Annotated in this window: 31 protein-coding genes; 15 read left to right on the forward strand and 16 right to left on the reverse strand. The window is 71.7% G+C overall.

Annotated features, from left to right (window positions below):
• Nucleotides 1-34: 34 nt before the first annotated feature.
• Nucleotides 35-526 (forward strand): GNAT family N-acetyltransferase, encoded by a 492-nt coding sequence (locus AB0I15_RS20890; protein ID WP_358097687.1) that lies wholly within the window; start codon nt 35-37, stop codon nt 524-526.
• Here the strand turns inward: AB0I15_RS20890 and AB0I15_RS20895 are convergent, their stop codons facing one another.
• Together AB0I15_RS20895 and AB0I15_RS20900 are read right to left on the reverse strand one after the other, a co-directional pair.
• Nucleotides 527-1,996: a DUF6297 family protein gene (locus AB0I15_RS20895; RefSeq protein WP_358097690.1), complete on the reverse strand. Its 1,470-nt coding sequence runs from the start codon at nt 1,994-1,996 to the stop codon at nt 527-529.
• A complete protein-coding gene (locus AB0I15_RS20900) occupies nt 1,993-2,688 on the reverse strand; it encodes an ABC transporter ATP-binding protein (protein ID WP_358097693.1) in 696 nt (231 codons plus the stop codon). Before AB0I15_RS20900 ends, AB0I15_RS20895 begins: the two co-directional genes overlap by 4 nt.
• Before the next feature lie 168 nt (nt 2,689-2,856).
• Between AB0I15_RS20900 and AB0I15_RS20905 the strand changes: the two genes are divergently transcribed.
• Both AB0I15_RS20905 and AB0I15_RS20910 read left to right on the forward strand, forming a co-directional pair.
• Nucleotides 2,857-3,102 carry a hypothetical protein gene (locus AB0I15_RS20905; protein ID WP_358097696.1) on the forward strand — a complete coding sequence of 82 codons (246 nt, stop codon included), beginning with the start codon at nt 2,857-2,859 and terminating at the stop codon, nt 3,100-3,102.
• 48 nt (nt 3,103-3,150) lie between these two features.
• Complete coding sequence (locus AB0I15_RS20910; RefSeq protein WP_358097699.1) at nt 3,151-3,774, forward strand: MOSC domain-containing protein; 624 nt, start codon at nt 3,151-3,153, stop codon at nt 3,772-3,774.
• Between the two features lie 43 nt (nt 3,775-3,817).
• On the opposite strand, the gene AB0I15_RS20915 is transcribed toward AB0I15_RS20910, so the two are convergent.
• Together AB0I15_RS20915 and AB0I15_RS20920 are read right to left on the reverse strand one after the other, a co-directional pair.
• Complete coding sequence (locus tag AB0I15_RS20915; protein WP_358097701.1) at nt 3,818-5,077, reverse strand: glycoside hydrolase family 18 protein; 1,260 nt, start codon at nt 5,075-5,077, stop codon at nt 3,818-3,820.
• 39 nt (nt 5,078-5,116) lie between these two features.
• Nucleotides 5,117-6,349, reverse strand: a complete 1,233-nt coding sequence (locus AB0I15_RS20920) for a styrene monooxygenase/indole monooxygenase family protein (protein ID WP_358097703.1) — start codon at nt 6,347-6,349, stop codon at nt 5,117-5,119.
• A gap of 91 nt (nt 6,350-6,440) precedes the next feature.
• Between AB0I15_RS20920 and hemW the strand changes: the two genes are divergently transcribed.
• Entirely contained in the window at nt 6,441-7,661 is a 1,221-nt protein-coding gene (hemW, locus tag AB0I15_RS20925; RefSeq protein WP_358097706.1) for a radical SAM family heme chaperone HemW, read from the forward strand.
• On the opposite strand, the gene AB0I15_RS20930 is transcribed toward hemW, so the two are convergent.
• From AB0I15_RS20930 to AB0I15_RS20940, 3 genes are read right to left on the reverse strand one after another with little or no spacing between them, the layout of a single operon-like run.
• The gene (locus AB0I15_RS20930) at nt 7,658-8,530 is read right to left on the reverse strand and encodes a DUF4870 domain-containing protein (protein WP_358097709.1); all 873 of its coding nucleotides are present in this window, start codon (nt 8,528-8,530) and stop codon (nt 7,658-7,660) included. The two genes, hemW and AB0I15_RS20930, sit on opposite strands and share 4 nt — an antisense overlap.
• Nucleotides 8,527-9,333 (reverse strand): DUF3097 domain-containing protein, encoded by an 807-nt coding sequence (locus AB0I15_RS20935; RefSeq protein WP_358097712.1) that lies wholly within the window; start codon nt 9,331-9,333, stop codon nt 8,527-8,529. The genes AB0I15_RS20930 and AB0I15_RS20935 overlap by 4 nt, the downstream gene beginning before the upstream one ends.
• Nucleotides 9,334-9,350: 17 nt before the next feature.
• Nucleotides 9,351-9,872, reverse strand: coding sequence for a hypothetical protein (locus AB0I15_RS20940; protein WP_358097715.1), 522 nt, complete (start codon nt 9,870-9,872; stop codon nt 9,351-9,353).
• 475 nt (nt 9,873-10,347) lie between these two features.
• On the opposite strand from AB0I15_RS20940, the gene hrcA reads away from it, so the two are divergent.
• From hrcA to AB0I15_RS20955, 3 genes are read left to right on the forward strand one after another with little or no spacing between them, the layout of a single operon-like run.
• Complete coding sequence (gene hrcA / locus AB0I15_RS20945; protein WP_358097718.1) at nt 10,348-11,361, forward strand: heat-inducible transcriptional repressor HrcA; 1,014 nt, start codon at nt 10,348-10,350, stop codon at nt 11,359-11,361.
• Nucleotides 11,362-11,372: 11 nt separating this feature from the next.
• Nucleotides 11,373-12,512, forward strand: a complete 1,140-nt coding sequence (dnaJ, locus tag AB0I15_RS20950) for a molecular chaperone DnaJ (RefSeq protein WP_358097720.1) — start codon at nt 11,373-11,375, stop codon at nt 12,510-12,512.
• A 1-nt stretch (nt 12,513) separates the two neighbouring features.
• A complete protein-coding gene (locus AB0I15_RS20955) occupies nt 12,514-13,239 on the forward strand; it encodes a 16S rRNA (uracil(1498)-N(3))-methyltransferase (protein WP_358097723.1) in 726 nt (241 codons plus the stop codon).
• A gap of 51 nt (nt 13,240-13,290) precedes the next feature.
• On the opposite strand, the gene AB0I15_RS20960 is transcribed toward AB0I15_RS20955, so the two are convergent.
• Nucleotides 13,291-13,938, reverse strand: a complete 648-nt coding sequence (locus AB0I15_RS20960) for a hypothetical protein (RefSeq protein WP_358097726.1) — start codon at nt 13,936-13,938, stop codon at nt 13,291-13,293.
• Nucleotides 13,935-14,447: a SigE family RNA polymerase sigma factor gene (locus tag AB0I15_RS20965; RefSeq protein WP_080047132.1), complete on the reverse strand. Its 513-nt coding sequence runs from the start codon at nt 14,445-14,447 to the stop codon at nt 13,935-13,937. Before AB0I15_RS20965 ends, AB0I15_RS20960 begins: the two co-directional genes overlap by 4 nt.
• Before the next feature lie 279 nt (nt 14,448-14,726).
• On the opposite strand from AB0I15_RS20965, the gene AB0I15_RS20970 reads away from it, so the two are divergent.
• From AB0I15_RS20970 to era, 8 genes are all read left to right on the forward strand, one after another.
• Nucleotides 14,727-15,071, forward strand: a complete 345-nt coding sequence (locus AB0I15_RS20970) for a histidine triad nucleotide-binding protein (protein ID WP_358097729.1) — start codon at nt 14,727-14,729, stop codon at nt 15,069-15,071.
• A gap of 132 nt (nt 15,072-15,203) precedes the next feature.
• The gene (locus AB0I15_RS20975; protein ID WP_358097732.1) at nt 15,204-16,253 is read left to right on the forward strand and encodes a PhoH family protein; all 1,050 of its coding nucleotides are present in this window, start codon (nt 15,204-15,206) and stop codon (nt 16,251-16,253) included.
• On the forward strand, nt 16,243-16,719 hold the full coding sequence (gene ybeY / locus AB0I15_RS20980; protein ID WP_358097734.1) for an rRNA maturation RNase YbeY: 477 nt from the start codon (nt 16,243-16,245) through the stop codon (nt 16,717-16,719). The genes AB0I15_RS20975 and ybeY overlap by 11 nt, the downstream gene beginning before the upstream one ends.
• A complete protein-coding gene (locus AB0I15_RS20985; RefSeq protein WP_358097737.1) occupies nt 16,716-18,011 on the forward strand; it encodes a hemolysin family protein in 1,296 nt (431 codons plus the stop codon). The genes ybeY and AB0I15_RS20985 overlap by 4 nt, the downstream gene beginning before the upstream one ends.
• 322 nt (nt 18,012-18,333) lie before the next feature.
• Nucleotides 18,334-18,966 (forward strand): hypothetical protein, encoded by a 633-nt coding sequence (locus AB0I15_RS20990; protein ID WP_358097740.1) that lies wholly within the window; start codon nt 18,334-18,336, stop codon nt 18,964-18,966.
• A gap of 9 nt (nt 18,967-18,975) precedes the next feature.
• Entirely contained in the window at nt 18,976-19,293 is a 318-nt protein-coding gene (locus AB0I15_RS20995; RefSeq protein WP_358097742.1) for a cytidine deaminase, read from the forward strand.
• Nucleotide 19,294: 1 nt separating this feature from the next.
• The gene (locus tag AB0I15_RS21000) at nt 19,295-19,777 is read left to right on the forward strand and encodes an NUDIX domain-containing protein (RefSeq protein WP_358097745.1); all 483 of its coding nucleotides are present in this window, start codon (nt 19,295-19,297) and stop codon (nt 19,775-19,777) included.
• On the forward strand, nt 19,774-20,703 hold the full coding sequence (gene era / locus AB0I15_RS21005) for a GTPase Era (protein WP_358097747.1): 930 nt from the start codon (nt 19,774-19,776) through the stop codon (nt 20,701-20,703). The genes AB0I15_RS21000 and era overlap by 4 nt, the downstream gene beginning before the upstream one ends.
• A gap of 26 nt (nt 20,704-20,729) precedes the next feature.
• Here era and AB0I15_RS21010 read toward each other — a convergent pair whose 3' ends face one another.
• The 7 genes from AB0I15_RS21010 to AB0I15_RS21040 are packed head-to-tail and all read right to left on the reverse strand — an operon-like array spanning nt 20,730 to nt 25,763.
• Entirely contained in the window at nt 20,730-21,200 is a 471-nt protein-coding gene (locus AB0I15_RS21010; protein WP_358097750.1) for a hypothetical protein, read from the reverse strand.
• A 25-nt stretch (nt 21,201-21,225) separates the two neighbouring features.
• The gene (locus AB0I15_RS21015; RefSeq protein ID WP_358097753.1) at nt 21,226-21,984 is read right to left on the reverse strand and encodes an urease accessory protein UreD; all 759 of its coding nucleotides are present in this window, start codon (nt 21,982-21,984) and stop codon (nt 21,226-21,228) included.
• Nucleotides 21,984-22,658, reverse strand: a complete 675-nt coding sequence (gene ureG / locus AB0I15_RS21020; RefSeq protein WP_358097756.1) for an urease accessory protein UreG — start codon at nt 22,656-22,658, stop codon at nt 21,984-21,986. Before ureG ends, AB0I15_RS21015 begins: the two co-directional genes overlap by 1 nt.
• 13 nt (nt 22,659-22,671) lie before the next feature.
• Nucleotides 22,672-23,442, reverse strand: coding sequence for an urease accessory UreF family protein (locus AB0I15_RS21025; protein ID WP_358097758.1), 771 nt, complete (start codon nt 23,440-23,442; stop codon nt 22,672-22,674).
• Complete coding sequence (locus AB0I15_RS21030; RefSeq protein ID WP_358097761.1) at nt 23,442-25,160, reverse strand: urease subunit alpha; 1,719 nt, start codon at nt 25,158-25,160, stop codon at nt 23,442-23,444. Before AB0I15_RS21030 ends, AB0I15_RS21025 begins: the two co-directional genes overlap by 1 nt.
• Entirely contained in the window at nt 25,153-25,464 is a 312-nt protein-coding gene (locus tag AB0I15_RS21035) for an urease subunit beta (RefSeq protein WP_358097763.1), read from the reverse strand. The genes AB0I15_RS21030 and AB0I15_RS21035 overlap by 8 nt, the downstream gene beginning before the upstream one ends.
• Entirely contained in the window at nt 25,461-25,763 is a 303-nt protein-coding gene (locus AB0I15_RS21040; protein WP_358097766.1) for an urease subunit gamma, read from the reverse strand. Before AB0I15_RS21040 ends, AB0I15_RS21035 begins: the two co-directional genes overlap by 4 nt.
• Between the last annotated feature and the right edge of the window lie 2 nt (nt 25,764-25,765).

Consider the following 25,765-nt stretch of genomic DNA (forward strand, 5'->3'; position numbering starts at 1 on the left):
ATTGCCTATCGATCCTAGCGACTACCCTGAAAGCATGGAAGTGGTACAGACGGCACGAATGGTGCTATCTCGGGTCGTCGCCGAGGACCTGGACTCCGTCCACGAGATCCACTCCGACCCGCGGACCAGCGTGTACAACCCCAGCGGCCCGGTCACCGACCTGGAGTCGAGCCGCGCCATGCTGGATCTGTGGCTGGCCGACTGGGACGAGCGCGGGATCGGCTACTGGGCGGCGCGCCTGACCGGGGAGCCCGCCGTGCTGGGGTTCGGCGGGCTGAGGCGGGCGATGCTCGACGGGCACGAAGTGCTGAACCTGTACTACCGCTTCCGGCCGTCGGCCTGGGGGCACGGCTACGCGGTGGAGCTCGCGGAGGCCGCCCTGCGGGTCGGCAAGGGGCTGGGGACGGTCGTGGCCGTGATCCGTGACGTCAACGAGCCCTCGCGCAAGGTCGCGGAGCGGGTGGGCATGCACCGGGACCGCACCATCCCGTACGGAGGGGTGCCCAGCGACGTGTACGTGGCCTGATCAGGCGGCGCGGGCCCGCAGCACGTACGCCGCCAGCACCGCCACCCCCCACACGCCCTGCGCCACCAGGTAGGAGGCAGGCGCGGCCGGCGGGGCGGTCAGCGCCACGGCGGCCGGCAGGCAACCGAGCAGCGCCAGGTCCACGCCCCGGGCCGCCCAGAGCAGCGGCCCGGTGGGGATCGCGCCGCCGGGCGTGTCGATGACCGGCAGCGAATGGTCGACGGGGCTGCGCCGGGCCATCCGCAACGCCCCGGCCGCCAGCGCGGGCGCGACCAGCGGCCCGAACATCCACCACGCCTCGCCGCCCGCCCCTGAGAGGGCCGCCAGGGCCGCTGTCGTCCAGACGCCGCTCATGAGGGCGGGCAGCAGGGCGCGGGCGGCCAGGGCCGGGCGCAGGCCGATGCCGATCAGCCTGGCGAGGGCCGGGTTGTCGCTGTCGCGGCGCGCGCCGGAGGTGTGCATGGCCGCCACCGCCATCCCGCCCGCCAGCACCGTCATCCCGGCGAGCGCCGGAGAGCCGCCCGCCTGGGCCAGCACCGAAGGAAGCGCCGCCGTCGCGGTGACGGCCACCAGGCGGCCGGGCCTGCGGGTCAGGCGCCGCCAGTCGTGCCAGGCCAGCGCGACAGGCGCGGGCAGCGACGACGGCCACCGCCGGGAGGTGAGTCTCCTGGCCCGCCAGTGGTTGTCCTCGGCGATCCAGGTGAGCGCGCCGGGGTCGAGCGACACGGCCGCCGTGGCCACGTGACCGGCCCGGGTCGAGGCGGACAGCAGGGTACGGGCCGGGATCCGGTCGAGCGAGGCCCATGCCCGCCGTACGAGGAGGCCGGAGGCCAACGCGACGCCCGCCGCGGCGGCGGCGACGGCGGGCAGGGGAGCGGCCGCGGCGGTCGCGAGCACCGTACGGAGCCGCCCGCTCACGGCCACCACCGCCAGCACCAGCAGCACCGTCATCGCGGCCGTGAGCCAGAACTGCCACGACGGCGCGGACTGCCCGAGCACGGCCAGCGCCATCCCGCCCACGGTCGCCGACACGCCCAGGACCAGCGCGCCGAGCACCCGCCACACGAGCTGGTCGGGCGCGCCCAGCACCGCCAGCAGCCCGATCCCCAGCAGCACGCCCGCCGCCCCGGCGACCAGGAGCAGCACCCGCCCCGTACGGCCGAGCAGCCCCCGCCGGTCCAGCGGGGAGAGCAGGAGCCAGAAGGCGTCGGGCGCGGGCAGCAGCACGGGGCCCGCCGCGCGGGCGGCCCCCAGGAAGCCCGCCAGGGCCAGGGCCAGCAGCGCCACCCCCGCTCCCATGTGCGCGGGTCGCGCCTGCTCCGCCAGCCCCGCGAGCATCGAGGTGAGGGGATGCCCGACCACGGCGGTGAGCAGCAGCAGCGCGAACACGGCCACGTAGCGGTCGAGCAGGCTGGAGGGGGCGCGACCGTGCGAGCGCAGATAGGCCCGCACCGTTCGCACGCCGGTCACGCGGCCACCCCCGACGGCGAGACCTGGCGGGCGCGGGCGGCCAGGCCCGGGTCGTGGGTGGCCATGACGACCGTGCCGCCCTCGTTCGTGTAGGCGACCAGCAGGCCGGTCAGGCGTTCGCGGAAGCCGGCGTCGAGGCCGCGTTCGGGCTCGTCGAGCAGGAGCAGCGCGCTCGGCCTGAGCAGCGCGGCGGCCAGGGCCAGGCGCTGGCGCTGGCCGGTGGACAGGTTAAGTGGCGCCGCGTCGGCCCGCTCCACCAGGGAGAACGTCTCCAGCGCCGCGTCCACCTCCATCCGCGGTTCCAACCGCGGTTCCAACCGCGGTTCCAATCGCGGCTCCATCCGCGGCTCCATCCGGGGCTCTATCCGGGGCGGGGCGTGCACGGCCGCCATCAGTTCGAGGTGCTCACGTGCGGTGAGCCCCGGATACCAGGCGGGTTCGTCGGTGAGCAGAGCGACGCGGCTCCAGAATCCGGCGTCGTCGGACGGCGGCTCGCCGAAGACCCGGATCTCGCCGGAGCCGCCGGGCTGGAGCCCGGCCAGGCAGCGCAGCAGGGTGGATTTGCCGGTCCCGTTGGGGCCCACCACCGCCACGATCTCGCCCTGGGACACCGTCAGCGTCATGTCCCGCAGTACGGGGTTGCCGCCGAGTTCGACCGTGAGGTCACGGATGCTGATGATCGAGTCGGACACCGTTCGAGCGTATCCACCGCACGGGCCGGCGCGGCCGGATCCCCTTGTACGACGGGGATTCTGTCGGTGGCGCCGTCTACCTTCTTCCATACCCGAACACGTGTGCGACTGGAGGGTGACGTGATTGCTTCTGAGCGATTCGAGCGTGCCGCTGTGCTGGGGGTCGCTGTGGCTGAGGAGACTCGGCGGCTGCTGCGCCGGCATCTGGACGTGGGGGAGGAGGGGAGCGACGGCACGGTCCTGGTCGACGTGCCCTACCCTGACGCGGCCGTGGTGACGGCGCTGCTCGACGTGGCGGCCGAGTGCTTCGGGGAGCGGGGCTCGGTGGAGGAGACCCGGCAGGCGGCCCTGGAGACCCTGTTACAGCTCGCCGGGTTCGACGAGGAGTCGCAGCTCAACGGCCCTGGGGGGTGAGCGGGAAATGAGATGCCGACCGGAAGGGGGCTCGATTACGGTCGCGCCATGCGCATCATCTCGGTGAACGTTGGCAGATCCGTCGAGGCTGAGTGGGCGGGGAGCGCGGGCCGTACGGCGATCGACAAGCGGGCGGTCGCATCCCGGGTCGCGGTGCTGGTCAACGGCGTGGCCGGAGACGAGCGGGCGGACAGGAAGCACCACGGCGCGCTCGATCACGCCGTCTACGTCTACGCCAGGGAGGATTACGACTGGTGGGAGGCCGAGCTGGGCCGGAGCCTGCGTGACGGGCAGTTCGGGGAAAACCTGACCACCTCCGGGTTCGACGTCAACGACGCCGTCGTGGGCGACCGGTGGCGGGTCGGCAGCGCGTTGCTCGAGGTCAGCGGGCCCCGCATTCCGTGCGCGGTGTTCCGGGGCTGGATGGGCGAGCAGGGGTGGCTCAAGCGGTTCACGCGGGCGGCGCGGCCCGGGGTCTACCTGAGGGTGGTCGAGCTCGGTGAGCTGGGGGCGGGCGACGCGGTGGAGGTCGTCTCCCGGGCCGGCGCCGGTGTGACGGTGCTCGACTGGTTCCGGGCCCGGCACGGCGACAGAGACGCGCTCCGGCGCATTCTGGAGGTGCCCGGGCATGGCGCCGAGTGGGACGAGCTGGCCGGGCGCCTCCTGAGGTGACGCCGGGAAGCGCCCGGCCACGGTCGTCGGGTCTGAGCCGGGGTCAGCGCAGGATCGAGTAGAGCGCGGAGGTGAGTGAGGCGCGCGCGTCGTCCTGGTCGATCGACCACATCATCGACCCGCCGAGCCCCTTGAGCCGGATGTACGCCGCCTTCTGCAGCAGCGCCGCCGGGTCGTCATAGGACCAGAACTCGTTCCCGTCGTAGAGCCACATGGCCCCCGTGCGCACGTCGCGGTAACGCTTGCCGGGCTTGGCGACCAGGTCCTTGTAGTCCTCCGAGCCCGGCGCCCACTTGCCGGGGGCGGGGCCGGTGGCGGGCTTGTAGAGGCCGTCGCCGCCGCCCGTCACCCCGGTCCAGCCCTGGCCGTACGCGGGCACGCCGACCACGATCTTGCGGGCGGGCGCCCCGCGCGACAGGTAGTCCCGCACGGTCTGGTCCACGCTGTACTTCACCGGGTTCGGGTCCCGCCGGTCCGTGAACAGGTTCCCGTTGTGGCCGGTCTGCGGCTCCCACGTACCGTGCAGGTCATAGCCCTGGACGGTGGCGAAGTCGAGCTGCCGGAACACGCGGCGCACCTCGAACCCGGCGTCGATCTTGGCCGCGGCGGCCGGGAGGAAGGCGGTGAGCTGGGCCCCCGCCGCGAACGCCTTGAGCTGCGCCCGCAGCTCCTCGACGAACAGCGTGAAGTTCCGCTTGTCCTCGGGCCTGATGATGTTGCCCTCGGCACCGGACGAGCCGGGCCACTCCCAGTCCAGGTCGATGCCGTCGAACACGCCGGCCCCGGCACCCGGCTCGAGGCCCGGCAGGTTGCCGCGCAGCCACAGGTCGATGCACGAGCTCGCGAGCGCGGCCCGGGACTCGGGGGTGAGCACGGCGTCGGAGAAGTACTTCGAGCCGGTCCAGCCGCCCAGCGAGATCATCGTCTTGAGGCCGCGGTGCTTGGCCTTGAGCTTGCGGAGCTGGTTGAGATTGCCGTTGAGCGCCTGCCCCGGCGCGTCGGCCACCCCGTCCACGCTCTGCTCCGCGGGCACGGGCCGCTGCCAGTCCGCCCACGGGTCGGAGGAGTAGCAGGCGCCTTCGGCGTTCACGAACCCGAACGCGTAGTTGAGGTGCGTGAGCTTGGCCGCGGCGCCCGAGACGTCCACGTCCCTGACGTGGTAGTTCCGTCCGTAGACGCCCCACTGGATGAAGTACGCGACCCGTTTGAAGCCGGTGTGGGCGCCGGTCTGGGCGTTGGCGGGCACGGAGACCGCCGACAGCCCGAGTAAGAGCGACAGTGCGATCAGGATCTTCTTCTTCACGAGCGGCTCCCGGGACGCGCACTTATATAGGAAACTTTCCTATAAGTTGACGCGATCGTAGAGCCGCGGCCCGCCACCGTCAACGATCCGCGCGACCTCGTCCGGGTCCGACAGCAGCGCCCACGCGAACGGCGGGTCCGAGAACAGCGACAACACCAGGTCGGCGACGTCCTGCCTGGTCACGGCGGTCACCAGCAGCCTGATGACGTGCTCGGGCGGCGGCCGCAGGAAGGAGTTCGTCCAGTCGGTGACCGGCGCCGCCGCCTCCCACATGCGTTCGGCCGTGGCGCGGCCGAACGCGGCGTCGTACGGGCCGCCCGCCGCGATCGCGTCGGCGGCGACCCAGGCGCAGGCCGAGCCCAGATTCGCGCCCTGGCCGGTGATCGGGTCGTTGGTGATCCAGGCGTCGCCCACGGCCAGCGCGATCCGCCCGCTCGGCAGCTCGGCCACGGGCTCGCGCACGGTCGGCGTGACCGCGCCCTGCAGCAGGTCGCGGGGACCCAGCAGCTCGAACGCCGCCGGGTCCACCCGCTCGGCCAGCCGCGGCGCGTGCTCGCGGAGCAGCGCGAGCAGCGTGTCCGGGACCTCCTTCCACGGCGTCCGGCTGAGCGGCTCCAGCGGCCCACCGGGGACCGCCTCGACGAGGACGGCGGAGACCACGCCCGCCCGCGTCATCATGGGCACGCGGAAGATCTCGCCCGCGCCGCCCGAGATGTTGTACGAGAACACCGGGCCCAGGTCGAGACCGTGATACAGCCCGGCCGTCAGCACCCGCTGCGGCCGGTCGAACGGTGAACGGCCCGGATCGCGCGGGAACAGTTCGGCCACCGAACGCCGCCCCGCGGCCACCACCATCAGCTCGTGCCCGCGCGACCAGCGGTCCACCTGCGCCGCGTCCGGAGCCGTGCCCGCGACGTGGATCTCGCCGCCCCGCGCCGCGTAGTCGTCCATGAGCGCGGGCAGCAGCAGCCGGAAGTCGACCGCGTGGAACGGCTCCGAGACGTGGGCCGTGAACTCGATCGGCGGATCGCCCTTGATCGAGAGCCCGGCCGTGCGCATGAGACAGCCGGGATCCCGGTAGTGCTCGCTGCCCAACTCCCGCTCTCTCGCCTGCGTGTGGCCCATCCTGGCCACCGTGTTGGGCAACCGCGCCGCGCGCATCCCCTCGGCGTCGTCCTCGCAGTAGAGCGTGCTCCGCACGCCGAGTCGCTGCAGCCGCAGGGCCAGGGTCAGTCCGGAGATCCCCGCACCCACGATTCCGATGCCTGCCATGTGCGTCCCCCTTGCCGGTCCGGCGTCAGTGGACCCGGCGCGGCTTGCAGGCGGATTGGAGCACCCTTGGTGGCCAGGCAGACTGGTACGTGTGCCAGCCACCCTGCCCGACGGCGATCCCGTACCCACCTCCGGCGAGCTGCCCGACAGCGCCCTGAGGGGCCTCGGCGAGCGTCCGTTCGGCTTCTACGTGCATGTGCCGTTCTGCGTGACCCGCTGCGGCTACTGCGACTTCAACACCTACACCGCCGCCGAGCTCGGCCCGGGCGCCTCGCACCGCGACTACGCGGACACCGTGGTCGAGGAGGTGCGCCTGGCCCGCCGCGTCCTGGGCCAGAGCGACCTGCCGGTGGAGACGGTGTTCTTCGGCGGCGGCACGCCCACCCTGCTGCCACCGGAAGACCTGGCCAGGATCCTGGCCGCGATCGACTCCGAGTTCGGCCTGCGGCCGGGGGCCGAGGTCACCACGGAGGCCAACCCCGAGTCGGTCGACCCCTCCTACCTGGAGAAACTGCGTCACGGCGGGTTCAACCGGATCAGCTTCGGCATGCAGAGCGCCCGTGAGCACGTGCTCCAGGTGCTCGACCGCAGGCACACCCCCGGCCGGGCGGCGGTGGCCGTGCGGGAGGCCCGGCGGGCCGGGTTCGAGCACGTCAACCTCGACCTGATCTACAGCACGCCGGGCGAGTCCGACGACGACTGGCGGGCCTCGCTGTCCGCGGCGATCGAGGCCGGGCCCGACCACGTGTCGGCATACTCGCTGATCGTCGAGGAGGGCACCAGGCTGGCGGCCAGGATCAGGCGCGGCGAGCTGCCGATGCCCGACGACGACGTGGCCGCCGACCGCTACCTGATCGCCGACGAGATGCTGGCCGAGGCCGGTTTCCGCTGGTACGAGGTGTCCAACTGGGCCACGACCGACGAGGCCCGCTGCCGGCACAACCTGCTCTACTGGACCGGCGGCGACTGGTGGGCGGCCGGCCCCGGCGCGCACAGCCACGTCGGCGGCACCCGCTGGTGGAACGTCAAGCATCCGGCGGCCTACGCCCAGCGTCTGTCCGCCGGCGTCTCGCCCGCCCACGCGCGCGAGGTGCTCGGCCAGGACGACCGCGACGCCGAGCGGCTCATGCTGGAGTTGCGGCTGTCGTCCGGCTATCCGCTGGCCGAGGTGGCGCCCGCCGCGCGTACGGCCGTGGCGAGCGCCCTGTCCCGTGGGCTGCTGGAGCCCGAGGCCTTCAGGTCGGGCCTGATGGTGCTGACCCTTCAGGGGCGCCTGCTGGCCGACGCCCTCGTCAGGGACCTGCTGGTCTAGGTGATCATGCGGATGGCGAACGGGTAGCGGTAGTTCGCACCCTTGTTGGTGGCCATGGCGGCCTGGATGTGGAAGACCAGGGACAGGATCCAGACGACCGGGAACAGCAGGAACCCGATGAAGATGAGCGTCAGGACGCCCGCGACGATGTAGCCGATGAACATCGTGATCTGGAAGTTGAGCGCCTCCGCCGCCTGGTCCCTGACGTAGGGGGACTCGTCCTTCTTCATCATGTAGATGATCAGCGGGCCGATCCAGGAGACCAGCAGGCCAAGCAGGTGGGAGAGCATGGCCATGGTGGTGTCGTCGCTGCCGGGGCGGGGGCCGTACCTGCCGGGGACGTACGGCTGCTGCGCGGCGGCGTAGCCGGGACCGTAGCCGGGCTGCTGACCATAACCGGGCGGCTGCTGGCCGTAGCCGGGCGGCTGCTGGCCGTAGCCGGGCGGCGGCTGGCCGTAACTGGGAGGCTGCTGCCCATAGCCGGGGGGCTGCTGGCCGTAGCTCGGTGGCTGCGCTCCGTAGCCCGGCGCGGAGCCGGGCTGCTGCCCGTAGGGGGCCTGCTGGCCCGGCCCGGGATAGGACCCGGGCTGCTGGCCGTAACCGGGAGCCGAGCCGGGCTGCTGGCCGTAGCCAGGGGCTGGGCTGGGCTGCTGGCCGTAGCCAGGGGCCGAGCCGGGCTGCTGGCCGTAGCCGGGGGAGGAGCCGGGCTGTTGGCCGTAGCCGGGGGAGGAGCTGGGTTGCTGGCCGTAGCCGGGTGCCGAACCGGGTTGTCGGCCGTAGCCGGGCCTCAGGTCCGGTGGGAGGTCGTCCGGGGTGACGCGGCGAGTGGCGTCGTCGTCGGGCAGTGGCTGGGGCGGGTCCTGGCTCATGGTGCCTCCGTAACGAAGTCGATCAGTTCCTCGACCCGGCCGAGCAACTCCGGCTCCAGGTCCGTGTACGTCGAGACGGCGCCGAGGATTCGCCGCCACGCCTGCGCGGGCTCCATCCGCCAGCCCAGTGCGGCGATCACGCCTTCCTTCCACGGCACCCCGCGCGGCACCTCCGGCCAGGCCGGGATGCGCAGCACGGACGGCTTGACCGCCTGCCAGATGTCGACATAGGGATGCCCCACCACCAGCACATGAGGGGAGGTGATCTCGGCGGCGATCCGGCTCTCCTTGGAGCCGGGCACCAGGTGGTCGACCAGCACGCCCAGGCGGCGCCCCGGCTCGGGGCCGAACTCCGCCACGATGGCCGGCAGGTCGTCCACGCCCTCCAGATATTCGACCACGACCCCCTCGACCCGCAGGTCGTGGCCCCAGATCTTCTCCACGAGGGCGGCGTCGTGCACGCCTTCCACGTAGATCCGGCTCTCCCTGGCCACCCGCGCCCGCAGCCCCTCGACGGTGATCGAGCCCGAGGCGCTGCGCCTGGGGGCCGCCGGGGCGGCGGCGGGGCGTACCAGGGTCACGGGTTTGCCGTCGAGCAGGAACGCGGCGGGCGCGAGCGGGAACAGGCGCCGCCTGCCGAACCGGTCTTCGAGCGTGACGGCCTCCTTGTCACAGGCCACCACCGCGCCGCAGAAGCCGCTGTCGGCGTCCTCGACGACAAGGTCCGGTTCGGCGGGCACTTTGGGGATCTTGCCCTTGCCCGGCCGCCGCCAATTTCCCGCCAGCACATCGCCCTCGTACACACGGGGACCGTAGCAAATCACCCGCTGACCGCAAGGCGCTTGCGCGCGCCGCTGCGGCGTACCAGGACGACGATCGTGCCCGCGATCCCGATGAGAAGCCCGGCGCCGGAGATCAGGACCATCGGCACCAGGCCGCCGGCGATGCCGCCCAGGGAGGACAGCACGTCGCGGCCGACGCCGTAGCGCACGGTGGCCTGCTCCTGGTTGGCGCAGGTGAGCTGGTAGTCGCCCTTGGCCGGGGCGTTGATCACGAGGAACTGCTCCCAGACGGTCCCGCCCGCCGTGACCGTCTGGGTGCCCGCGGTCTTGGCGAGCCTGGCCTGGCCGGCGCCGCCCGTGATCGAGCACTGGTAGGTGACCAGGGTGTCACTGGCGATGAACACGGCGGCCTTGCTCGCCGGGTCGATCGGCACGGTGACGCTTTCGCCCGACGCGAACGTCCGGGTCGGCGCCGCGTCGGCCACACCGCCCACCACGCCCCCGGCGAACACGACGACCCCGGCCACCACGCACGCCACGGCCACGCCCCAGAAGACCACCAGCCACCAGAGACGAGGCTTGATGGCTTTCGAGTCGATTCGTACGGGAAACTGGGGCTGTTGGCCGTATTGTCCGTACTGAGGTAGCGGGCCGACCTGGGTGGGCTGCCCGTACGGCGGCGCTGGCTGCCCGTAGGGCGGCCCTGACGGCGGCCCGTACGGGGGTTGCCCGCCGTATCCGGGCTGGGATCCTGGTTGCGGACCGTATCCGGGCTGGGATCCTGGTTGCGGACCGTACTGAGGAGGTTGGGGCTGACCGTGGTAAGGACCCTGCCCGGGCGGCGGGCCGTACGACGGGCGCTGGGAATCGTCGGTCATGTGCGCAAGTGTGAGGCCTGTCGCTTCCAAGAAGCTAGAAGCAGGATGGGACGCGGTGTTATCGCACCTTGTGGGCGAGAGCCGTACACTTGGCACTCGGGAACACAGAGTGCTAGACAGCACGTTCCCGAGAGAGGCAGAGGCAGGAGGTGAGCACGTGCTCGACGATCGGAAGCTGGCGGTGCTCCGCGCCATTGTCGAAGACTACGTGTCCACCAACGAACCGGTGGGCTCAAAGGCGCTTGCCGAGCGCCACAACCTGAAGGTCTCGCCGGCGACGGTCAGGAACGACATGGCCGCGCTGGAGGAGGAGGGCTATATCACCCAGCCGCACACCAGCGCGGGCCGCGTGCCGACGGACAAGGGCTACCGCCTGTTCGTCGACCGGCTGTCACAGGTCAAGCCCCTGTCGGCGGCCGAGCGCAGGGCGATCGAGACGTTCCTCGTCGGCGCGGTCGACCTCGACGACGTCGTGACCCGCACGGTCCGGCTGCTCGCGCAGCTCACCCGGCAGGTGGCGGTGGTGCAATACCCGACGCTGACGCGTTCGACGGTCAGGCACGTCGAGCTGGTCCCGCTCAGCGATCGGCGGGTCATGCTCGTGCTCATCACCAACACCGGCCGCGTCGAGCAGCGCGTGATCGAGCTGCCCGAAGCGGTGGAGGACACCCGCATCGCCCACATGCGCGCCGTGCTCAACGCCTGCCTCGACGGCTGCGGCCTGAGCACCGTGCCCGAGCTGGTCGCCGACCTGCCCGAACGCCTGCCTCTCGAAGACCGGCCCGTGGTGGCGACCATCCTGTCGGTGCTGCTCGAGACGCTGGTCGAGCGGCACGACGAGAAGATCGTCTTCGCCGGGGCGGCCAACCTCGCCGGCGCCGACTTCTCCGTCGGCCTGCGCGACGTGCTCGAGGCCCTGGAGGAGCAGGTCGTGCTCATGCGGCTGCTCGGCGAGACTTCCACAGACACGCCGTCCGCGCTCACCGTGCGCATCGGTTCGGAAAACCCCTACCTGAGAGGCACATCCGTCGTCGCGACCGGATACGGTTCTGGCGACAACCAACTGGCCCGGCTCGGTGTGCTGGGGCCGACCAGGATGGACTATCCCGTGACGATGGGCGCCGTGCGCGCGGTGGCACGCTACGTCAGCCAGATCCTGGCTGCATCATAAGAGGTCGATAAGTGGCAAACAGCGACTACTACGCCACCCTCGGGGTGCGCCGTGACGCGAGTCAGGACGAGATAAAGAAGGCATACCGCCGTCTCGCCCGTGAGCTGCACCCCGACGTGAACCCCGATCCTGAGACGCAGGAGCGGTTCAAGGAGATCACGCAGGCTTACGAGGTGCTGTCCGACCCGAACAAGCGCCAGATGTACGACCTGGGTGGCGACCCCTTCGGCGGCGCGGGAGCGGCCGCGGGCGCCGGAGGCTTCGGCGCGGGCTTCCCGTTCAGCGACATCATGGACGCCTTCTTCGGCACGGCGGCGGGGGCCAGGGGCCCGCGCTCGCGCGCCCGCAGGGGCCGCAACGCCACCATCCGGGTGGAGCTCGACCTGCGCGAGACCGCGTTCGGCACCACCCGCGAGCTGGTCGTCGACACGGCCGTGCTCTGCGAGGTGTGCCATGGGGCGGGCTCCGCGCCGGGCACCCACCCCGACACCTGCGACATGTGCAACGGGCGCGGCGAGATCTCCCAGGTCACCCGCTCGTTCCTGGGCCAGGTCATGACCTCGCGACCGTGCCCGCAGTGCGGCGGCTTCGGCAGCATCATCCGCCACCCCTGCCAGGAGTGCTCCGGCGACGGCCGGGTGCGCACCCGGCGCACGATCAAGGTCCGCATCCCCGCGGGCGTCGAGGACGGCACCCACATCCAGCTCGCCGGCGAGGGCGAGGTGGGCCCCGGCGGTGGCGCTCCCGGAGACCTGTTCCTCGAGATCGTCGAGCGGCCACACGAGATCTTCGAACGGCGCGGCGACGACCTCCACTGCACCGTGCAGATCCCGATGACGGCCGCCGCGCTCGGCACCGTGCTGGCGGTGGAGACGCTTGACGGCTCCGAAGAGGTCGATGTCCGCCCCGGCACCCAGTCCGGCCAGGTCATCACCATGTACGGCCGCGGCGTGCAGCGGCTCAACGAGTCCGGCAGGGGCGACCTGCTGATCCACGTCAACGTCGAGACCCCGACCCGTCTCGACACGGCCCAGGAAGACCTGCTCCGCGAGCTGTCCAGGCAGCGGGGTGAGGAGCGCCCGCCTGGCAAGTTCGCGCCGGGTCAGCAGGGTTTTTTCTCCCGCCTGCGTGACGCCTTCAACGGCCGGTGACGTGACCGTACCGGTTTTCCTGGCTCACGAGCTCGATGGTCCCGAACTGACGCTCGGCGGCCCCGAGGGGCGGCACGCGGCCTCCGTGCGCCGCCTGCGGGCCGGCGAACGGGTCGACCTGACCGACGGCGCCGGCGCGGTGGCCGAATGCGTCGTGCGCGAGGCGCTGAAAGACGCGCTCAGGCTCGACGTGCTGCGCCGCTACGACGTCGAGGCGCCCAGACCGCGGCTGGTCGTCGTGCAGGGGCTGCCCAAGGGCGACAGGGGCGAGCTGGCGGTCGAGATGATGACCGAGGCCGGCGTCGACGTGATCGTGCCCTGGGCGGCCGCGCGCAGCATCACGCAGTGGAAGGGCGACAAGGTCGCCAAGGCGCTGGGCCGGTGGCGTGCCACGGCCCGCGAGGCGGGCAAGCAGGCCCGCCGGTTCCATCTGCCCGAGGTGGCGGATCTGGCCACGACCGCGCAGGTCGGGCGGCTGCTGTCCGACGCCGTGCTGGGGCTGGTGCTGCACGAGGAGGCGGCCGAGCCGTTGTCCGGGGTGGCACTGCCGGCGGGCGGCGACATCGTCGTGGTCGTGGGGCCCGAGGGCGGTGTGTCGGAGGAGGAACTGGCCGGGTTCAGGGCGGCCAAGGCCGTGCCCGTGCTGCTGGGGCCGACGGTCCTGCGCACGTCCACGGCGGGGGTCGCGGCAGCGGCCGTGCTGCTCAGCCGTACCGGGCGCTGGTAACGGCCCTCCAGGGCGTCGTCTAGCTCTCGTCCCCGGGCCGCCAACGGCCTTTCAGGGCGTCGTCTGGGATTCCATCAGCGGGCTGGCCAGGTCGGTGGTCGGGGCCTCCGTCACCTCGTCGGGCGGCGGGCACTCCTCGGGCGGGCACGGCGTGGGTTGTACCGCCGTCTCCTCCTCGGTGGGCGTCGGCGTGGACGATGCCGTCGGGCAGTTCGGCGGCGGCTCGGTCTGGTCGTCGAGTGCCGAGGGGCACGGGGTGGGGCTGGGGCTCGGGGACGGTGAGGGCCTGCTGGTCGACTCGGCCTTCTTCGTCGGCTTCGGCGACGGCCTGGGCGTGTCGGGGATGACGCCCACCTGGGGCTGTTCGGGCGGTCGCTGCGACTCCTCCGTGGGCGGCCGCTGGGAGCGGGTCGTGGAGGAGTTGGACGGGAACTCCGTGCGCTCGTCGTCCACGATCTGCACGGGCTGGTCTATGATCTTCGTGCGCAACTCGGGAACGGCCATCACGATCGTTCCCGCGACCAGGACGGCGCTGGCGACGGCCGCGCCCGCGCGCCACCAGAACAGGTTACGAACGCCGCGCCGGTCGATGCGCGCGCGGATGATCTCCAGCCCTTCCGGCGAGGGCACGACCGCGTCCGCCTCCGCGCGGAGCGCACGGCGCAGGAGGTCGCCGTACTCGTCGGGGGGCTGGGTCATGACATTTTCTCCAGGACCGATCGCAAGGCGGCCATGCCACGTGCGGTGTGGCTTTTGACCGCCCCCTTGCTGATGCCCATGGCGTGGGCGATCTCAGCTTCGGACAGATCACCGTAGTAGCGTAGAACCAGTGCCTCTCTCTGTCTGGTCGGCAGGGCACGTAACGCCTCGATGACGGCGGAGCGCTCTAGCTCGCCGATCGCGCCGTTCTCGGCGCTCGGGGCGTCGGGCAGGCCCTTGGGAGCATACTTCTCGACGACCGCGCGGTGACGCAGCACGGACCGGGACCGGTTGACGACGGATTGACGCAGGTAGGCGAGTGCTTTGTCGGGATCGCGCAGTCTGCGCCAGGCGCCATGGATGGCGACGAACGCGTCCTGCACGACCTCTTCGGCCGTTGCGATGTCACGCACCAGCAACACCGCGAGACGCACCAATGACCGAAAGTGCGCACTATAGAGCGCGGTCACGGCCATGTCGGCATCCCACCCGACCGGCACCGCCCCCATCGACCTGTCGGCCAGGAGGGTTTCGGTGGTCACATCAGTGGGACGCGCGGCCTTCCCAGAGGGTTTACGCTCTTCCGGTTCTTGAGGTTTCCCCGGTTCCTTAGAGTGCATTACCCAGTCGTGTCCTCGCGGGTGGCGCTCGCCCGACCCTGAATCGTCTCTTTTTTTGCTGAAGTGTCGCACACACACCCTAACCGGGTGGATCTTCCTGCGCACGACACAGGTGATTACCGATTCGCAACGGACTTGCTAACAGCACCCTCTCGGTAAGGTGACCGGGTGAGCGATTGCCTCTTCTGCAAAATCGTCGCCGGGCAGGTTCCCGCCGAGATCGTTTATGAGTCCGGCAGAGCGCTGGCGTTCCGCGACATCAACCCGCAGGCCCCCACGCACGTGCTGGTCATTCCCAAGGAGCACCACGCCGACGCCAACGCGCTCGCCCAGGCCGACGACGGGCTGGCCGACGAGGTCCTCAAGGCCGCGCACGCCGTGGCCGTGCAGGAGCAGGTGGCCGAAGGCGGCTATCGCGTCGTCTTCAACACCGGCGCTGGCGCCGGCCAGACCGTCTTCCACGTGCACGCCCACGTGCTCGGGGGACGCGATCTGACGTGGCCGCCCGGATAGCCGTGCCCGCGCGGTGATGCGCCGGTGGCCGGACGCCGTGATATTGGCGCGAGCAATCGGCCTGCTCCCGGATACGATGGGCACAGAAGAACACCGAAAGAGACCGGGAGGCATCAGGCCACTGGCCTGCCCATGTCCGAACTACACGAATCCCGACGCACAGCACCTCCCTCGCGCACTCAAGCGAAGGTGCTGATACCGGACGAATATCCGATGGTCAGCCTCCTGGGCTCCCGCGACGAGCTGCTGCGCGTCATCGAGGGCGCGTTCCGGGCGGACATCCACGTTCGAGGCAACGAGATCACCGTCACCGGCAGCCCTGACGAGAGCGGCACTGTGGTGCGGCTCTTCGAGGAGCTGGTCGAGGTGCTGCGCAGCGGCGGCGAGCTCACCCCCGACGCGGTCGAGCGGAGCATCGCGATGCTCCGCATGACCTCCGACCGCCCCGCGGAAGTGCTGTCCCTCGACATCCTCTCCTCCCGTGGCCGGACCATCCGGCCGAAGACGGTCAACCAGAAGCGCTACGTCGACGCGATCGACCAGCACACGGTCGTGTTCGGCATCGGTCCGGCCGGCACCGGCAAGACCTACCTCGCGATGGCCAAGGCCGTGCGGGCGTTGCAGGAGAAGCGGGTCAACCGGATCATCCTGACCCGCCCGGCCGTCGAGGCCGGAGAGCGGCTGGGCTTCCTGCCCGGCACGCTCTACGAGAAGATCGACCCCTACCTGCGGCCCCTCTACGACGCGCTGCACGACATGGTCGACCCCGACTCGATCCCCAAGCTGATGGCCGCGGGCACGATCGAGGTCGCGCCGCTGGCCTACATGCGAGGCCGGACCCTCAACGACGCGTTCATCATCCTCGACGAGGCGCAAAACTCCTCGGCCGAGCAGATGAAGATGTTCCTCACCCGGCTCGGCTTCAACTCCAAGATCGTGGTGACGGGCGACGTGACGCAGGTCGACCTGCCCTCGGGCACGGTCAGCGGCCTGCGGGTCGTGCAGGAGATCCTCGACGGCATCCCCGACATCCACTTCGCGCGCCTGTCCAGCGCCGACGTGGTGCGCCACAAACTGGTCAGCGACATCGTCGACGCCTACGGGCGCTACGACGCGCTGCAGGAGCCCAAGCGCATCCAGCAGCAACGGGGAAAGCGACGGGTGAGCGACCGTGAGCATTGAGATCAACAACGAGTCCGGCGTAGGGGTGGACGAGGAGAGTCTGTCCGCCCTGGCCGCCCACGTGCTCGCCGAGATGGGCATCAACCCGCTCGCCGAGCTGTCCATCGTGGTGGTCGATGAGGACGCCATGGCCGAGCTGCACGAGAAGTGGATGGGCGAGCCGGGCCCGACCGACGTGCTGGCGTTCCCGATGGACGAGCTGCGTCCCGGGGGCGGCGCCCGCGGCGAGTCCGAGGGGCCCGCCGACCCGGCGCTCCTCGGCGACGTCGTGCTCTGTCCCCACGTCGCCGCCAGGCAGGCGGAGGAGGCGGGCCACAGCACGGCCGACGAGCTGGAGCTGCTGTGCACGCACGGCATCCTCCACCTGCTCGGCTACGACCACGCCGAGCCGGAGGAGCACAAGGAGATGTTCGGACTGCAGTCCCGGCTCCTCGAGTCGTGGCAGGAGGTGCGCAACCCGCGGTGAACGCCTGGTTGCTGTCAGCCATCGCCCTCGTCATCATCGGTGGCCTGATCGCCAGTGCGGAGACGGCGCTGACGCGCATCTCCAGGGTGCGCGCCGACGAGTATCTGCGTGAGGGAAGGCGGGGCGCCGGTCGGCTGCAGGCCATCGTGACCGACCCGCCGCGCTACCTCAACCTGCTCCTGCTGCTTCGGCTGAGCTGCGAGCTGGTGGCGACGGTCATCGCGACGCTGCTGTTCATCGACCTCATGCACGACCAGGGGTGGGCCTATTTCTGGGCCGCGGTCGTCATGATCGTGATCAGCTATGTGGTGGTCGGGGTCATGCCACGCACGCTGGGCCGCCAGCACGCCGAGCCGATCGCGCTGGCCAGCGCCCCGATCGTCTACGGCCTGACCCGCATCTTCGGCCCGCTGCCCAAGCTGCTCATCCTGCTCGGCAACGCGCTCACCCCCGGCAAGGGCTTCCGCGACGGCCCGTTCACCTCCGAGGCCGAGTTGCGCGACCTGGTCGACCTGGCCGAGGAGCGACGCGTGATCGAGCCCGACGAGCGCGAGATGATCCACTCGGTCTTCGAGCTGGGCGACACGCTGGTGCGCGAGGTCATGGTGCCCCGCACCGACATGGTCTACATCGAGCGCGGCAAGACCATCAGCCAGGCCCTGTCGCTCGCGCTGCGCAGCGGCTTCTCCCGCATCCCGGTCGTGGGCGAGAACGAGGACGACGTCGTCGGCATCGCCTACCTCAAGGACATCGCCCGTAAGATCCACGAGTCCGGCGAGGGCGGGGGCAAGGAGCCGGTCGAGTCGATCATGCGCTCGGCCGCCTACGTGCCCGAGAGCAAGCCCATCGACCAGCTCATGCGTGAGATGCAGGCCAGGCAGATCCACATCGCCATCGTCATCGACGAATACGGCGGCACGGCCGGCCTGGTCACGATCGAGGACGTCCTGGAAGAGATCGTCGGCGAGATCACCGACGAATACGACCAGGAGGCGCCCCGCGTGGAGCCCATGCCCGACGGCGGCATCCGCGTGACGGCCCGGATGCCGGTCGACGAGCTGGCCGAGCTGTTCGACACGGAGATCGAGGTGGACGACGTCGAGACCGTGGGCGGCCTGCTGGCCCACGCGCTCGGCCGGGTCCCGATCGCCGGGTCGCACGCGGAGGTGGCCGGGCTCAGCCTCACGGCGGAGAGTCTGGCGGGCCGCCGCAACCGGATCAGCACGGTGGTGGTCAGGCGGGTCACGCCGCCGGAGGACGAGGTCGTACCGGCCGCCGCCGAACGCGATTGATGCCCGGGGACAAATGCGGATGGATGCCGCAAGCGTTCTACAAGTCTTCTGCAAGCCGGCTCCGGCACTCTCTAATCACGACATCCAGTGCGGTGGGTGTCACACAAGGGGAGGCATCCGAACGCCGGGTGGGGTTCGCGGCGGGAGGATGTTCCTGGGGGGACGACGGCGTCCCGGTCTGCTGAGGCGGCCGTGACGTTGGTCGGCGTAAAGGGTGTTCTCGTCCGGAAAACCGGGTGGGGGCACCCTTTTTGCGTATTGGTGGAAACTCCGGTGGATTGCCGCATTCGTCGGTGGGGGAAGCCTCCCAGCAGGGGGGATCATGAAGCGAAAACCTGGGATCATCGCGTGTGCCCTGCTGGCCGGCGTACTGGCGGGATGCGGCGGTGAGGGGGCCGAGAGTTTCCTCGACGCGAACGCCATGGCGCAACTGCACGAGGCGCTCAACAAGGAGCCGCGGCTGCCCGACGGCTTCACGGCCAGGCCGGATCAGGCGTGGCGGATGCCGTTCGGGCAGGCGGACCGGAGCTGCCGGGCCCTGCTGGAGCCCGCGGGCGGACGGGCGCCCGGCCAGGCGCTGACCGCGCAGGCGGCCGTGAGCTACCACGGCGACGGGCTGGGGGAGCAGGCCGGGGTGGGGCTGGCCAAATACGCGAACGAGGAGGCCCGGGGGCACCTCGACGACCTGGCCAAGGCGCTGGGCTCCTGCCACTCGGTACGCACCTCCAGCGGCACCGACCTGCGGCTGCAGCGGCTGCGGGTCAACAACGCGGGGGACGAGGCCGTGGGCGCGCGACTGCGCGGGCGGCTGAACGGTTACCCGTACGCGATGGACGTCGTCCTGTCACGGGTGGGCGACACGCTGGTGTCGGTGGTGCACACCGGCATGAACGACGTGGACGAGGCCCGCACCCGCAAGGTGGTCGACGCGGCGATTTCCATGGCCAGCGCCTAATCTGGTCCCGTGACTCTCGATCCTGAAGACAGCAAGATCATCACGCTGGCCCGGGCGGCCAGGGCGCGCAACGGCTCCGCCGAAGGGGCCGCCGTGCGCGACGAGACCGGCCGCACCTACTCGGCGACCGACGTGGCGCTGTCCGCGCTGGCGCTGTCGGCGGTGCAGGCGGCGGTGGCGATGGCGGTCTCCGGCGGCGCCCGGTCGCTGGAGGCGGTCGCGCTGGTGACCGAGGGCGAGCCGAGCGCCGCCGACGAGGCCGTGGCGGCCGAGCTGGGCGTCAAGGCGCTGCTCGTCGCCGGTCCCGACGGCACCCTGCGAGCCTGACATGCCGATGCCGCCGTTCCTGGCGAGGCTGCGGGAGAAGATCGGCTCCGATCTGATCATGCTGCCGTCGGTGACCGGGTTCGTGTTCGACGACGCCGGCCGGCTGCTGCTGGCCCGGCACGACGACGTGAAGCTCTGGGCGGCGCCCGGCGGCGGCGTCGACCCGGGCGAGCGGCCCGAGGAGTGCGTGGTCAGGGAGCTGCGCGAGGAGATCGGCGTCGACATCGACGTACGCGGCCTGATCGGCGTCTTCGGCGGCCCCGAGTTCCACACCGTCTATCCGAACGGCCACGAGGTCGCCTACGTCATCGCGGCCTACGGGTGCGTGCTCGCCCCGGGCTCGGGCGAGCCGGAGCCCGACGGGGTGGAGATCAACGAGGTCCACTGGGTGTCGGAGGAGCAACTGCCCTCCTACGCCACCACCCCCTGGACCCCTGTCGTGGCGCCGAAGGCGTTCGCGTGGTGGCGTGAACACGCTCGATGATGGGACAGAATGCACTAGTGACTTCGCCAGACAGCCATCGCGCCGGATTCGCCTGCTTCGTGGGGAGGCCGAACGTCGGCAAGTCCACGCTGATGAACGCCCTGGTCGGCGCCAAAGTGGCGATCACGTCGTCCAAGCCGCAGACCACCAGGCGCGTCATCAGGGGCATCGTGCACCGGCCCGACGCCCAGCTCATCATCGTCGACACCCCCGGCCTGCACCGCCCGCGCACCCTGCTCGGTGAGCGCCTCGACAGCCTGGTGCTGTCCACGCTCACCGAGGTCGACGTGATCGGCTTCTGCGTGCCGGCCAACGAGCCGATCGGCAAGGGCGACCGGTTCATCGCCGACAAGCTCGCGGCCGTCAAGAAGACGCCGGTGATCGCGGTGGTCACCAAGTGCGACCTGGCGAGCAAGGAGCAGATCGCCGAGCAGTTGCTGGCGGTGTCGCAGATGGCGGAGTTCGCCGCGATCGTGCCCGTGTCGGCCCAGGGGGACGAGCAGCTCGACGTGCTGGCCGACGTGCTGATCGAGCACCTGCCGGAGTCGCCGCCGCTCTACGAGGACGGGCGGCTCACCGACGAGCCCGAGCAGGTGCTGGTCGGAGAGCTGATCAGGGAGGCGGCGCTGGAGGGCGTACGCGATGAGCTGCCCCACTCCATCCACGTGGTCGTCGACGAGATGCTGCCCCGCGAGGGGCGCGACGATCTGCTGGACATCTACGCGCACATGTTCGTGGAGCGGCCCTCGCAGAAGGCCATCGTCATCGGGCACAAGGGAGAGCGGCTGCGCGACGTGGGCACCAAGGCCCGCAAGCAGATCGAGGCGCTGCTGGGCACGCGGGTCTATCTCGACCTGCGCATCAGCGTCGCCAAGGACTGGCAGCGCGACCCCAAGCAACTGCGCCGCCTGGGCTTCTACGACTGATCCGGCCGCCGTCGCGGGGCCGCGCGTCAGTGGCGGCCGACGAGTGCCAGGATCGAGAGCACGACGATCGCCAGGGCGCTGGCCAGTGCGCCGAACCAGCCGAACCTGAGCACCGGCTCGATCGACAGCAGCGCGCCGAGGTCGATGGAGAGCCGGTCCTGCAGCCCGCTCCCCTCGGTCAGGAACAGCACCAGCACCAGCACGGCCACCCCGCCGGGGACGACGGCCAGCGCCGCGACCCTCGGCCGGGACAACGCGCCCGCCAGGCCGCACCCGAGCGTCACCAGCCCGGCCAGCAGCGTGTAGACGCCGAACGTGTCGTCGATGCCGCGCACGTCGCTGGCCACGCCGCCACCGATGAGGCTGCTCGTCGCCTGCAGACCGGCCCAGGGCAGGACCGCGCAGAACACCAGGAGAATGCCGGCGACGGCCACGGCCAGCGCGTAGCCACGGCGGACGGTCGGCGGGGCGGGCGTGGGCATGAGGTCGTCGGCCACACGATCACTGTAAGCCGGGCGCGCCTCAGCCACCACCGTATGCGACGGCGCCGTCACCAAGGTGTGGCGGAGCCGCCGTGCGCTCGCCCCACTCCAGACGCGTACGCAACTCCACCGCGTCGGAGGCCAGGGCGGACACCAGCGTGCCCGAGCCCGCCAGCGGCAGCACGGCGACGCCGTCGCCCAGGGCGGGCTCCTTGGCGGAGGCGGTCATGAACGTGGTGCCGACGCAGCGTGCCGTGCCGTAGACGGCCGGGGAGGCGTCGAGGCCGGGGTCGCCGACCGTGAACTCCTGCCGGAGCAGCGGCAGGCCGTCGAGGGTGGCGTCGAAGCGCGCGTGGCAGCGGCCGGGCGCCTCGCCGTGGCGGCCGAAGACGATCTCCTCCCGCCAGCGCACGTCGGCGTCCGGCTCCAGGTCGAGGCGTACCAGGAGGCGGTGCGCGCAGCCGGCGGCGAGCACCGTCGGCTCCGGCGCGAAGCGCAGTGTGGCGCCCGCGCCCACGCGGGCGGTGACCAGCAGCTCGGACTCCCCGTCGCCGGGCAGGACCAGCGTGGCGGCGACCGAGCCCAGCTCCAGGGTGGTGCGCGGGGCTACGTACAGGTCGAGGGCCAGCCGGTCGCCGCCGAGCGGGCCCGCCGCGGTGGAGACCAGGTGCACGGTGCACGGGCCCGTCTGGCGCAGCGTCAGCGGGGGTGCCGAGGCCAGCCGGCGTACGACGGTGCGGCCGTCCTCCGCCAGGGCGGTCGACACGGCGGCGCTCGCCCGCATGGCGCGGCGGGGCATCAGGAGACGGGAGCCGCGTGGGAGTGGGCCCAGGCCCGCACCTGTTCGGAGACCCACCCGGCGACGGTGGTCACGGCCGGCTCCTGCCTGATCGAGGTGAACAGCACCGGCCGCGCACCGCGTACGGCCGCCGCGTCGCGTGCCATCACGCCCAGGTCGGCCCCCACCATCGGGGCCAGGTCGGTTTTGTTGATCACGAGCAGGTCCGCCGTGGTGACGCCCGGGCCGCCCTTACGCGGCACCTTGTCGCCACCCGACACGTCCAGCACGAAGATCTGCCGGTCCGCCAGCCCCCGGCTGAAGGTGGCGGTCAGGTTGTCGCCGCCGCTCTCCACGATGACCAGATCGAGCGGTCCGAACCGGTGCTCCAGGGTCTCCACGGCGTCGAGGTTGGCGGCGATGTCGTCGCGGATGGCGGTGTGGGGGCAGCAGCCGGTCTCGACGGCCAGGATGCGCTCCTCGTCGAGCACGCCCGCGCGGCGCAGGAAGTCGGCGTCCTCGGTGGTGTAGATGTCGTTCGTCACCACGCCAAGGGACAGGGCCGGACCCAGACTGCGGCACAGGGCGGCCACCAGGGCCGTCTTGCCGCTGCCCACGGGGCCGCCCACGCCGAGGCGCAGCGCCCGGCCGTGGCCGTCGGGAGCGTGGTGGTGGTCGTCGTGAACGGCGCCCATGTCTGGTCCTTTCCTAGGAGACGAACAGCCTGACCCCGGCCCGCGCGTGCTGCTCGGCCAGGAGGTCCAGGGCTGGAGCGGAGTGGGCGGGCAGCGCCTCCCAGCGGGGGGCGAGGTCCGGCCAGGGGTGCGCGCCGGCGGCGGCCAGGCACGCCTGGGCGGCGACGGCGGTGATGGCGGGGGCGAGGTCGGCGAGCAGGGCGTGCACGGCGACCGGATCGAGGCCGAGCAGGCGTACGGCCGCGGTCGCCGGGCCGCTGACCGCGTGGTAGGCCGCCGCCACCGCGGCCTCCTCGGGCGTGGCCCCGGCCACGTGCGCCGCCGCGCCGAGCACGATCGGGTGGTGAGGGTTCGGTACGGCCCGCGCCAGGTCGTCGAGGACGGGCGACGGCCACACCCGGCGGGCCACCCGGAGGAGCAACCGGCCCTGCGTCCTGGAGGCGTCGCGCTGGGCGGGCGACGCGGTCCGGGCATCCACCTCGGCTTCAAGCACCACCCAGGGCCGCCCGCCACCGGCGGTCGGCACGCGGTCGGCGGTCGGCAAGCAGGCGGAGGCCGACTCGCCACCGGCGGCGGACCCGCAGGCGGCGGCCGTCATGCAGGCGGCCGCCGTCAGGGCGGCGGTGACCGTGCCCGTGGTGTGGAGGCGGCCGTCCAGGAAGGCCGCCAGGGACGGCACGTCGTGGACCGCCCCCGACGCGACGGCGCGTTCGGTGCCGCCCGAGTGGGCGTGGCCGCCGGCCGGGAGGCGGGAGTCGGTGAGGAGGAGCAGGGACGGGTTCATCAGAACAGGAAGTAGCGCTGCGCCATGGGCAGGCTGGTGGCGGGGGCGGGTTCGATGAGGTCGCCGTTGACGCGGACCTCGAAGGTGTCGGGGGAGATCTCGATCTCGGGCAGGGCGTCGTTGAGGGGCATCGAGGACTTGCCGCGCCGGCGGACGTCCGCCACCGGGGCCAGGCGGCGGCGTACGGCCAGGCGGTCGGCGAGGCCCGACTCCAGGGCGAGGGGCGAGACGAAGTGGAGCGAGGTGGCGGCCGCCGTGACCGGGGAGGCGCCGAACATGGGACGGGGCAGCACCGGCTGAGGCGTCGGGATGGAGGCGTTGGCGTCGCCCATCTGGGCCCAGGCCACCACGCCGCCCTTGAGCACCAGGTCGGGCTTGACCCCGAAGAAGGCCGGGTCCCACAGGACGAGGTCGGCGAGCTTGCCGGTCTCGACGGAGCCGAGTTCGGCGTCCAGGCCGTGGGCGATGGCGGGGCAGATCGTGTATTTGGCGATGTAGCGGCGGGCGCGGAGGTTGTCCGCCGGGCCGTCGCCCAGTTGGCCGCGGCGGCCCTTCATGACGTGCGCCGTCTGCCACGTACGGATGATCGTCTCGCCGATCCGCCCCATGGCCTGCGAGTCGGAGCCGATCATCGAGATCGCCCCCAGGTCGTGCAGCACGTCCTCGGCGGCCATCGTCGTCGGCCTGATGCGCGACTCGGCGAAGGCGAGGTCCTCGGGGATCGACGGGTTCAGGTGGTGGCAGACCATCAGCATGTCGAGGTGCTCGTCGAGCGTGTTGACGGTGTGCGGCCTGGTCGGGTTGGTGGAGGACGGCAGCACGTTGGGGTAGGCGGCCACCCGGATGATGTCGGGCGCGTGCCCGCCCCCGGCCCCCTCGGTGTGGTAGGCGTGGATCATCCGGTCGCCGATCGCCTTGAGCGTCGACTCGACGAAACCGGCCTCGTTCAGCGTGTCGGTGTGGATGGTGACCTGCACCCCGGAGGCGTCGGCCACGGTCAGGCAGGCGTCGATGGCGGCCGGCGTCGTGCCCCAGTCTTCGTGCAGCTTGAAGCCGGAGGCCCCGGCCCTGAGCTGCTCGACCAGGGCCTCGCCGCTGACCGTGTTGCCCTTGCCGAGCAGCGCGAAGTTCAGGGGGTAGGAGTCGAGCGACTCCAGCATCCGGGCGAGGTACCAGGTGCCGGTGACGGTGGTGGCCTTGGTGCCCTCGACGGGCCCGGTGCCGCCGCCGACGATCGTGGTGACGCCCGACCCGATGGCCTCGTCGAGCAGTTGCGGGCAGATCAGGTGGACGTGCGAGTCGACGGCCCCGGCGGTGAGGATCTTGCCGTTGCCGGCGAGCACCTCGGTGGAGGGCCCGATGACGAGGTCGACGCCGTCCATCGTGTCGGGGTTGCCGGCCTTGCCGATGGTGTGGATGCGGCCGTCGCGGATGCCGACGTCGGCCTTCACCACGCCCCAGTGGTCGAGGATCACCACGCCGGTGATGACCAGGTCGGCCGCGCCCTCGGCCCGGGTGGTGCGCGCCTGGCCCATGGACTCGCGGATGACCTTGCCGCCGCCGAAGACGGCCTCGTCGCCGGGGCCGGACGGCCCGATGGACAGGTCTTCGGTGACCTCGATGAACAGGTCGGTGTCGGCCAGGCGGATCCGGTCGCCGGTCGTGGGCCCGTAGAGCGCCGCGTAGCGGGCGCGGGAGATCCGGGCTGCGTCAGCCATCGAGCGGCCCCGCCCACTCCGGGCGCAGCCCCGGCACCACCCGGTGCCCGGCCAGCGGCACCAGCGTCACGTCGCGCTCGACGCCGGGCTCGAACCTGACGGCCGTCCCGGCGGGCACGTCGAGGCGTCTGCCCCAGGCGGCCTCGCGATCGAACTCCAGCCCGGGGTTGGCGGCGGCGAAGTGGTAGTGCGAGCCCACCTGCACCGGCCGGTCGGCCGTGTTGACCACGCGCACCGTCACCCGCTCGCGCCCCGGGTTGAGCGCGATCGAGCCGTCGGGGTGCGCGTATTCGCCGGGGATCACGGGATCGGCCTGTGGACGGTGACCAGTTTCGTGCCGTCGGGGAACGTCGCCTCGATCTGCACGCTCTCCAGCATCTCCGGCACGCCTTCCATGACGTCGGCGCGGGCGAGCACCGACCGCCCCGCCTCCATCAGGTCGGCCACGCTGCGCCCGTCCCTGGCACCCTCCATGAGGAAGGACGCGATGATGGCGGTAGCCTCGGGGTGGTTGAGCCGCAGGCCACGGGCCTGCCGCTCGCGCGCCACTCCGGCGGCGACGTGGATGAGCAGCCGCTCCTGCTCGTGTGAGGTAAGCCGCATGG

Source organism: Nonomuraea sp. NPDC050643 (assembly GCF_040654715.1).
In the GTDB taxonomy this organism is placed as follows: Bacteria; Actinomycetota; Actinomycetes; order Streptosporangiales; family Streptosporangiaceae; genus Nonomuraea.